Origin of the sequence: Streptomyces viridosporus, from assembly GCF_002078235.1 — a bacterium.
GTDB lineage: Bacteria > Actinomycetota > Actinomycetes > Streptomycetales > Streptomycetaceae > Streptomyces > Streptomyces viridosporus.
Map to the genome: position 1 here is coordinate 1 of NZ_MSGP01000724.1, position 7,806 is coordinate 7,806.

The following is a 7,806-nucleotide window of genomic DNA, read 5'->3' on the forward strand; positions in this document are numbered from 1 at the left end:
CCTGCCAGCGCTCCATGTCGGGCTGGCGCTCCTGCCACGCGAAGTCCGGCACGAGCCAGGTCCTGCCCCGCAGGACCTGGCTGCACGCGTCGAATCCGGTGACGAAGTAGCCGCCCCAGGGGGCGCGTACGACGTCTCCCAGGGAACGCAACTCCTCCCAGATGGGAAGGGGATTGGCCTGCCCCTCACCGGAACGCAGGCGGCGGAGGAGGGAGATGACGGCTCGGCGGTCGGTGGTGGTGCCGCGTATGTCGCCAACGGCGGTCACGCAGGGGCTCCTTTGCTGGTTCTACCGGTACCGCCGGAATCTACCCTTCCACCCTCCGGTGTCATGCGCCTCTGTGTGTTGCTCCTGTCACATGCAGTGCATCAGACACGGAAGATGTCCAGGAAACTGCTCCAGAATCCCTTCCTGCGTGCCGGGTCCTGCCGGACCGGTGCGGACGGGGCCGCCGGGAAGGGCTGCTCCGCACCCGGCGCCGGGGGCCGGTTCCGGATCGCGGCCGCCATGCGGGTGGCCGGCGTGGGGCTGAAGGTCACGGGCAGCGCGACGAGGGCGCGGTGGAACGGCCCGGGCCGCCACTGCAGGTCCTTCTCGGGCACGGCGAGCATCAGGTCGGGCAGTGCGTTGAGGAGCCGCTCGATCGCGGTGGTCGCGATGACCTGCGCCGGGTCCTTGGCGGGGCAGGCGTGCGGACCGGCCCCCCACGCCAGATGGGCCCCCTTGCGGTGCGCGCGGCGGGCCTCGGCGAGCGCGGGGTCGCTGTTCGCCCCCGCGAAGGAGATGACGACCGGGGTGCCCGCCTCCACCACGTGGCCGCCGAGGTCGACGTCCTGGACCGGGTAGTGGGTGGCGTAGTTGGCGATGGGGGTCTGGTTCCACAGCACGTGGTCGAGCGCCTCCTCGATCAGCATGCCGCTCTGCCGGCCGCCCGCGCCGGACAGCAGCAGGACCAGCGCGTTGCCGATGAGGTTGCGCTCGGGTTCGACGCCGGCGCCCATCAGCATCACCAGTTGGTCCTTGAGCTCCTCGTCGGTCAGCCCGGCGGGATGCTGGATCAGCCAGGAGGTGACGTCGTCACCGGGCCGGCGCCGCTTGAGGGCGATCAGCTCCATGAGGCAGGCGGTGAGGTCCTCGTTGGCGCGCAGGGCGTCCTTGCCGTCGAAGATCGCCGACATGGAGGCGGTGAGGGTGTCGCCGATGCCCGCGGGGCAGCCGAAGAGCTTGTTGAACAGCAGCAGCGGCAGCAGTTTGGCGTAGTCGTTGAGCAGGTCGGCGCGGCCCCGCTCGCTGAACCGGTCGAGGAGGTAGTCGGCGATCGGCTCCACGTCCCGCCGGATCCGGGTCATGTTGAGCCGGGCCAGGCTGTCGGTGACCGCCTTGCGCAGCCGCAGGTGCACCGCGCCGTCGGTGAACAGGCAGTTGGGCCGGTAGGCCATCATCGGCAGGACCGGGCTGTCCATGCTGATGCTGCCCTCGTTCAGAGCCTTCCAGCGGCGGGCGTCGCGTGCGAAGAGCTCGGTGTTCTGCAGCACCCGCAGCGCCGTCTCGTACCCGACGACCAGGGTGGCGTCCACGCCCGGGGCGAGTTCGACCGGGCCGGCCGGGGCGTGGGCGCGCAGCCGGTCGTAGACCTGCTGCGGATCGTCGGCGAACGAACTGTCGTGCATGGGGCATCTGCCCGCGGTGGGCGGGGATGTCTGCTGAAGATCCATGACGTTTTCCTTAGTGAACCGGGAACCACCGTTCCCGGGCCGGGTGGGCGCGGGGCGGATCAGGCCGCGCGGTCGAGCAGGTGCCGGACCAGCGCGATCAGCGCCTCGGCGGAGGACCGCTGGTCGCGTGCGTCGCAGTAGACGACGGGGGTGTCCGGGAGCAGGTCGAGCGCCTCACGCACCTCCTCCTCGCCGTAGGCGGTCGCCGAGTTGAAGCAGTTGACGGCGATCGCGTACTCGAGGCCGTAGCGCTCGATGAGGTCGATGACGGGGAACGTCTCCTCCAGCCGTGCCGGATCGACCAGCAGCAGCGCCCCCAGCGCGCCGCGGGCCATGTCCTCCCACAACTGCATGAAGCGCTGCTGCCCCGGCGTCCCGAACAGGTACAGCACCAGGTCGTTGCTCAGGGTGAGACGGCCGAAGTCCAGCGCGACCGTGGTGGTCGTCTTGTCCGTCACGCCCCGCAGGTCGTCCACCTGGACGGACGCCTGGGTCATCTTCTCCTCGGTGCGCAGAGGAGTGATTTCCGACAGCGAACCGATGAAGGTCGTCTTGCCCACGGCGAAATGCCCGACGACCAGGATCTTGGCGGCGTTGGTCACCGCGCTGGAGACGTAGATGGACCTCTGGGCCGTCTCAGCCGATGAGGGATTGGAGTCCATTCAGAACCTTCTCGAGGGTCGCTCTGTCAACGTTCTGGGCCCGGGGCGGTTCGGCACGGCGCAACAGATGCCCCTGTTCGAATAAATCGGTCAGCAGCAGCCGGGCCACTCCGACGGGCAGGCCGAGGTGGCCGGCCACCTCGGCGACCGACAGGTAACCACCCGCGCACAGGTCCCAGATCGCCTTGACCTCGGGCCCGGCCCCCAGCGGAAGGGTCCGCTCGGGAGCCAGGGTGACCAGGGTGTGCAGCGCCAGATCGTCCGAGGACGGCAGGCTCCGGCCGCCGGTGATGACGTAGGAGCGGACGAAGTCACTGGTGACGGATGCTTCCTCGCCGGGCGTCGTCATACGTCGACACCGCTGTTCGAGCGTGGTGCCACGCTCATCGCCTTGCTCAGCGCCGCCACGGTCTTCTGCATGCGGAACGACATCGCCTCCATGTCGACGTCCAGGGCGGCGGACACGGCCAGGTAGGCGCCCTGCCCGGCGGCGATGAGGAAGATCCAGCCGCCGTCGTACTCCAGCAGCGTCTGCTTCCAGATGCCGTGCCCCGCATCGACGAACCCGGCCACCGCCCGGCTGAGGGACTGCATGGAGCTCATCGCGGCGGCGTTCGTCTCCGCGTCGTCGCGCGAGATGTCGTCCGAACGCTGCAGCAGCAGGCCGTCACCCGAGACGAGGACCGCGTGGCGGGCACCACGCACCTCGAGCACGTCGTTCAGCACCCACGACAGGTCGGTGTTCACTGGTGGTCAGGTCCTTCCGTGGTGTTCGTGGTCCGTCCGAGCTGGGTGCCGCGCGCGAACGCCCCCAGGCGGGATGCGGTCACCTCGCTGTCCGGCTCGGACGTCTGCTCGTCGGTCTCGGGTGCGGCCTGGGGCGAAGGCACCACCGCGATGGGTCCCTGGCGCCGGCGGCGCTTGGGCAGCCCGCCGGACGTCGTGCCCACCACGTGCGAGGGGCCCACCGGCACGGGAGTCAGCCGCTGGGGCGCGGCCTCCCGGGCCTCGGGCTCCCGGACCGGTTCGGCGGGCGCCGGACCGTCGGCCGACAGGAGACTTTCCGGTACACGGATCACTGCACGCACTCCGCCGTAGGGGGACACGGAGCCGACCGACACGGCGAAGCCGTAACGCGCGGCGAGCATGCCGCACACGGCGAAACCGAAGTGGGGCGGGTCGCCGAGCCCGGTGATGTCCACGGGGCCGTCGGCGGAGAGGAGGGCCGCCGCCCGGTCCTTGGTCTCCTGGTCCATGCCCAGCCCGGCGTCGTCGACGATGAAGCACACACCGGTGGGGACGGCCTGGATGTTGACCTCGACCGGCGTGCCCGGGGCGCTGTAGGTGGTCGCGTTGTCGAGCAGCTCGGCCAGTACGACGGCCAGCGGCTCCACGGCCTTGCTGGAGACGGAGACGCTGGCCTGCGCGTGAATGCTGACCCGGTCGAAGTCCTTGATCCGCCCCTGCGCGCTGCGGGCCACGTCGTAGACGCTCGCCGCGCCCTCGCGCCGGCCCAGCCACCCGCCGCACAGCACCGAAATGCCCTTGGCCCGGCGGCCGAACTGGCTGCCGGTGTGGTCCACCGACATCAGGTCGGCCAGTACCTCGGTGTCGTTGCCGTACTTCTTCAGCAGCCCGTCCAGGAGCAGTTGCTGCTCCTCGGCGAGGGACTGCAGCGTTCCCATGGCCGACTTCAGCACGGCCTTGGTCGACGACTCGGCGTCGGCCCGGACGCCGGCGAGGTCGTCCTTGTGCTGAGTGTTCAGTAAGGCGATGTGTTCCTGGAGCCGGGCGACCTGTCCCTGGGCCTGACCCAGCCCGGTCTCCAGGTCGTTCTTTGTTCTTCGGAGCGCCAAGTTGGTTCTCCGTGCCCGCATCACCGCGAACACCGCAGCGATGAGCACCACAAGCAGGATCCACAACAGTGGATCCCGGATCAATGACGTCATGAGACTCTCTTGGAAGTCGCATCGCTTCAGGAGTGCCGGAGGTCCACCGAACCCTGCCGGGGTCCGTGCCGTCGAACGGCGCGGGCCACAGGCGGACCAAGCCTGACTCCTTAGCGATGGGGCCTTAGAGACTGTCCCCCGTACGCGTTCATGACGCGCCGCCAGCCTGCTGAACGTCCGATGATCTTATCAGGCACATACGGGCAACCTGTCTGCTCGGGCGACTGGTTGAGGACCCTCACCAGACCCACACACGGCACCGCGGAACCGGGCCGGAAGATGTCCGCTTCCGGTGGTTCATCCGGTGAACGGACCGTGAAGAACAGGGAGCGAGGGCGGGCCACGGGCACGGTGTTCACCGGTGTGCCGGTGACGCGGCCGGCGCACCGGTCGCGGCGCGGGCGCAGCGGAGCGTCAGGCGGGCGAAGGCGTCCCCGGGTTCGGACGGGCCGACGACCTCGATGCCGGCGTCGAAGCGGCCGGGCGTGCCGACCAGGCCGGCCCACGACCACGAGCCCGTGACGACCCGGCAGCGGTCGGGGCCGAGTGCCTCGACGACCGCGTCGCGGGCGTGGCGGGACACGGCGGCGGGCGCACCGAGGATCACCTCACCCCGGCAGGGCCGGCCACCGGGTGACCGAGCGCGCGCAGACGCTCGACGTCGCGGCGCACGGTATGCGGGCTGACGTCCGGTCGTTCGACGAGCAGTGCCCCGGGCCGGTCGCGGCGTGCCTGGAGCAGGGAGAGCAGGATCGACAGTCGCGCTGGTGTCGTCGGCGTGACGGGGATCCCGCCCCGGAAAGAGGACACGTCCTGACCGCTTCGGCTGCGACGGTTCTCCCGTGCCCCGACGAGCTCGACCGGAAGGACCGGCTCACCATGACCGCCGTCACCGCGTTCCGCTCCGCCCGCCGCGCGGGCGACCGCGCGATCCGTGCCGGCCATGACGACACGCGGGCCGACCCACGAGCAGGCCGGCCGGTGCCCGGCGAGCACACCCCGGGAGGGACCCCATGACCGTTCTCGACGACCGCGCGCTCAACCGGGCCGCACTGGCCCGGCAGTTGCTGCTCGAACGCGCCGGCCTCCCCGTGGCCGACGCCGTCGCGCACCTGTGCGGACTGCAGGCGCAGGAGCCGCAGGAACCGTTCGCCGGACTCTGGTCGCGGCTGCGCGCCTTCGATCCGGCGGAGCTGTCGGACCTGCTGACCGGGCGGCGCGTGGTGCGCACCCACCTCATGCGCCGCACCGTCCACCTCGTCACCGCCGACGACGTCCTGGCCTGGCGGGCCCGTCACGACACCATGCTGCGCCGACGGGTCCTCGGCACCTACCGCCGCGAGTTCGACGGAGTGGACCTCGACCGGCTCGCCGCGGCGGCCCGGGCGGTGATGGCCGACGGCGTGCCGCGCACGACGGCCGAACTCACGCGGGAACTCGCCGCACACTGGCCCGGGCCGGGCCGGCGGGCGCTGGGGGAGATGGTGATCGCCGCTCTCGTCCCGGTGGTGCAGTTGCCGCCGCGAGGGCTGTGGCGCGCGAAGGCCGGGGTGCGCACCGTGCTGCTCTCCTCCTGGCTGGGACGCGAGATCGACCCGCCGTCCCCGGACGGCACCGATCCGGTCGGCCAGGTGCTGGTGCGGCGCTATCTGGCCGCGTTCGGCCCCGCCTCCCCGGCCGACCTGCGCGCCTGGTGCGGCCTGACCGGGCTGTCGGCCGCGATCACCGCCCTCCGCGAGGAACTGGTCGCCTTCCGCGACGAACGCGGCCGGGAGCTGCTGGACCTGCCCGACGCGCCGCGCCCGGACCCCGACACCCCCGCCCCGGTGCGGTTCCTGCCGGCGTTCGACAACGCGCTCCTCGCCTACCACGACCGCAGCCGGATCGTCGACGACGCCCACCGCGGCCTGTCGGTCGCCGGCGAACGCGTCGTCCTGCTCGACGGCCGGGTCGCCGCGACCTGGACCGTGGACGCCGGCACCGTGACGGTCGCCCCGCTGCGTCGCTTCTCCCGGGCCGACCGCACCGCCGTCGCCGAGGAGGGGCGGGCGCTGGCGTCGTTCCTCTCCGACGGCGCGAGCCGTCGCGTCCGGATCTCCGCCTCGCCCCGCTGAGCGGCACGCCCGCGCGGCTCCTTCCGGGCCCGTTCGCCCGTCCCGCCTACTCCGGGGGCGTGGGCGTGTCGTGGGTGCGGTACATCGCCTGCACGTCCAGCTCCAGCTGGACGGTGGGGCCGACGACCGCGATGCCGCGGGCCAGCATCGAACGCCAGTTGAGCGTGAAGTCCTCGCGGTGCAGTTCCGTCTTCGCCAGGGCCGCGCAGCGCAGTTCCTGCCCGTAACCGCCGTTCACCGTCCCGAGGTAGGTGGTGTCGAGGCCGACGGAGCGGCTGGTGCCGTGCATGGTGAGCGTGCCGTGCAGGGTCCACTTGGAACCGCCGCGGTAGACGAAGCGCGTACTGGTGAAGTCGATGTGCGGGTAGCGCTCGACGTCCAGGAAGTCGGCGGAGCGCAGATGGTTGTCGCGGGTCTTGTTGCCCGTGGCGATGCTGGAGGCGTCGATGCGCACCGAGACCTGGGAGTCGGCCATGTCCGGCGTGACGCGGATGCCGCCCTCGAAGCGGGTGAAGCGGCCGTGGACATGGGCCATGCCCACGTGCTTGGCGATGAAGCGGATCGCGGTGTGCGGCGGGTCGAACAACCAGGTGCCGGCCGGCGGGAGTTCCAGCCGGCGGGCGGACTCCAGCGCGATGCGGGCCGGGGGGAGGGCCACACCGGCGGTGATGCCGATGGTCTCGCGGGCGGGTGACAGGCCCTCGGCCGCGGTCATCACGCTGTAGGTGCCCGGCGGCAGCGTCGCCACGTAGAGGCCGTACGGGTCGGTGGTGCCGTGGGCCGCGACCCGGTGGCTGCCCATCGCGGTCACCGTGACCTCGGCTCCGCCCATGGGCTGCCCCAGGGGGTCGACGACCTCGCAGCCGAACGCCCCCGCACCGGGCGGCAGGGGGACCGTCAGGCCGTGGGCGGCGTCGGAGCCGTGGGACCGCAGGCGCCGGAGCATTCCGAGGACCATGGTGTTCACCTTTCTTGACACGTGTCACCCTCGCGGGCCCGCCTCCTCGGGTGCGTTCGCGGTCGCCAAGAATCATGGAAACAGGGAGCCGGCACGAAGGGCGCAGTTCGTCGACGATCATAAAGGTTTCAGCGTGAAGCTTTTGCTCACCAGTATCGGATCGGCTGCGACCTTCCCCTCGGCGGATTGATTTCCGCAGCTCAGGAAGCCTGTTCAAGGGGGCGTCACATCAGGTGCAGATGATTTGCACAACTGCTGCGGCAAAGGGCGACCGAAGTTTCACAGTACTTCCGCACGGCTTGCACGTCCGGACCCCCAACGCCGTCACCACGGGCCCACGGCGAGCGGGCGTGGGCCCGTGGTGAACCGGTGCCTCCTCCCGGGTACGGAGGGGCCGGCCGGCCCCT

At 71.1% G+C, this 7,806-nt stretch carries 9 protein-coding genes and 1 pseudogene; 1 reads left to right on the plus strand and 9 read right to left on the minus strand.

What is annotated here, in order from left to right; genetic code table 11:
* The 8 genes and pseudogenes from B7L92_RS36560 to B7L92_RS43995 all read right to left on the minus strand — a co-directional run.
* A pseudogene (locus tag B7L92_RS36560) lies at positions 1–268 on the minus strand (cytochrome P450); the annotation flags it as partial.
* Positions 269–369: 101 nt separating this feature from the next.
* A complete protein-coding gene (locus tag B7L92_RS36565) occupies positions 370–1,671 on the minus strand; it encodes a cytochrome P450 family protein (RefSeq protein WP_081241466.1) in 1,302 nt (433 codons plus the stop codon).
* A gap of 104 nt (positions 1,672–1,775) precedes the next feature.
* Positions 1,776–2,378, minus strand: a complete 603-nt coding sequence (locus tag B7L92_RS36570; RefSeq protein ID WP_081241467.1) for a GTP-binding protein — start codon at positions 2,376–2,378, stop codon at positions 1,776–1,778.
* Positions 2,353–2,727 (minus strand): DUF742 domain-containing protein, encoded by a 375-nt coding sequence (locus B7L92_RS36575; RefSeq protein ID WP_004992252.1) that lies wholly within the window; start codon positions 2,725–2,727, stop codon positions 2,353–2,355. The genes B7L92_RS36570 and B7L92_RS36575 overlap by 26 nt, the downstream gene beginning before the upstream one ends.
* Positions 2,724–3,125, minus strand: coding sequence for a roadblock/LC7 domain-containing protein (locus B7L92_RS36580; protein ID WP_081241468.1), 402 nt, complete (start codon positions 3,123–3,125; stop codon positions 2,724–2,726). Before B7L92_RS36580 ends, B7L92_RS36575 begins: the two co-directional genes overlap by 4 nt.
* A complete protein-coding gene (locus B7L92_RS36585) occupies positions 3,122–4,327 on the minus strand; it encodes an ATP-binding protein (protein ID WP_174704076.1) in 1,206 nt (401 codons plus the stop codon). Before B7L92_RS36585 ends, B7L92_RS36580 begins: the two co-directional genes overlap by 4 nt.
* A gap of 355 nt (positions 4,328–4,682) precedes the next feature.
* Positions 4,683–4,910 (minus strand): hypothetical protein, encoded by a 228-nt coding sequence (locus tag B7L92_RS43190; RefSeq protein ID WP_438364054.1) that lies wholly within the window; start codon positions 4,908–4,910, stop codon positions 4,683–4,685.
* A gap of 20 nt (positions 4,911–4,930) precedes the next feature.
* Positions 4,931–5,137, minus strand: coding sequence for an HTH domain-containing protein (locus B7L92_RS43995; RefSeq protein WP_438364055.1), 207 nt, complete (start codon positions 5,135–5,137; stop codon positions 4,931–4,933).
* 203 nt (positions 5,138–5,340) lie between these two features.
* On the opposite strand from B7L92_RS43995, the gene B7L92_RS36600 reads away from it, so the two are divergent.
* On the plus strand, positions 5,341–6,441 hold the full coding sequence (locus tag B7L92_RS36600) for a winged helix DNA-binding domain-containing protein (protein ID WP_081241470.1): 1,101 nt from the start codon (positions 5,341–5,343) through the stop codon (positions 6,439–6,441).
* 46 nt (positions 6,442–6,487) lie between these two features.
* On the opposite strand, the gene B7L92_RS36605 is transcribed toward B7L92_RS36600, so the two are convergent.
* Positions 6,488–7,399, minus strand: coding sequence for a YceI family protein (locus B7L92_RS36605; RefSeq protein WP_081241472.1), 912 nt, complete (start codon positions 7,397–7,399; stop codon positions 6,488–6,490).
* Between the last annotated feature and the right edge of the window lie 407 nt (positions 7,400–7,806).

Coding starts and splice junctions, on each gene's coding strand:
- B7L92_RS36575 (WP_004992252.1), bottom strand. CDS start 2,727: ATGACGACGCCCGGCGAGGAAGCATCCGTCACCAGTGACTTCGTCCGC.
- B7L92_RS36605 (WP_081241472.1), bottom strand. CDS start 7,399: ATGGTCCTCGGAATGCTCCGGCGCCTGCGGTCCCACGGCTCCGACGCC.
- B7L92_RS36570 (WP_081241467.1), bottom strand. CDS start 2,378: ATGGACTCCAATCCCTCATCGGCTGAGACGGCCCAGAGGTCCATCTAC.
- B7L92_RS36585 (WP_174704076.1), bottom strand. CDS start 4,327: ATGACGTCATTGATCCGGGATCCACTGTTGTGGATCCTGCTTGTGGTG.
- B7L92_RS36600 (WP_081241470.1), top strand. CDS start 5,341: ATGACCGTTCTCGACGACCGCGCGCTCAACCGGGCCGCACTGGCCCGG.
- B7L92_RS36565 (WP_081241466.1), bottom strand. CDS start 1,671: ATGCACGACAGTTCGTTCGCCGACGATCCGCAGCAGGTCTACGACCGG.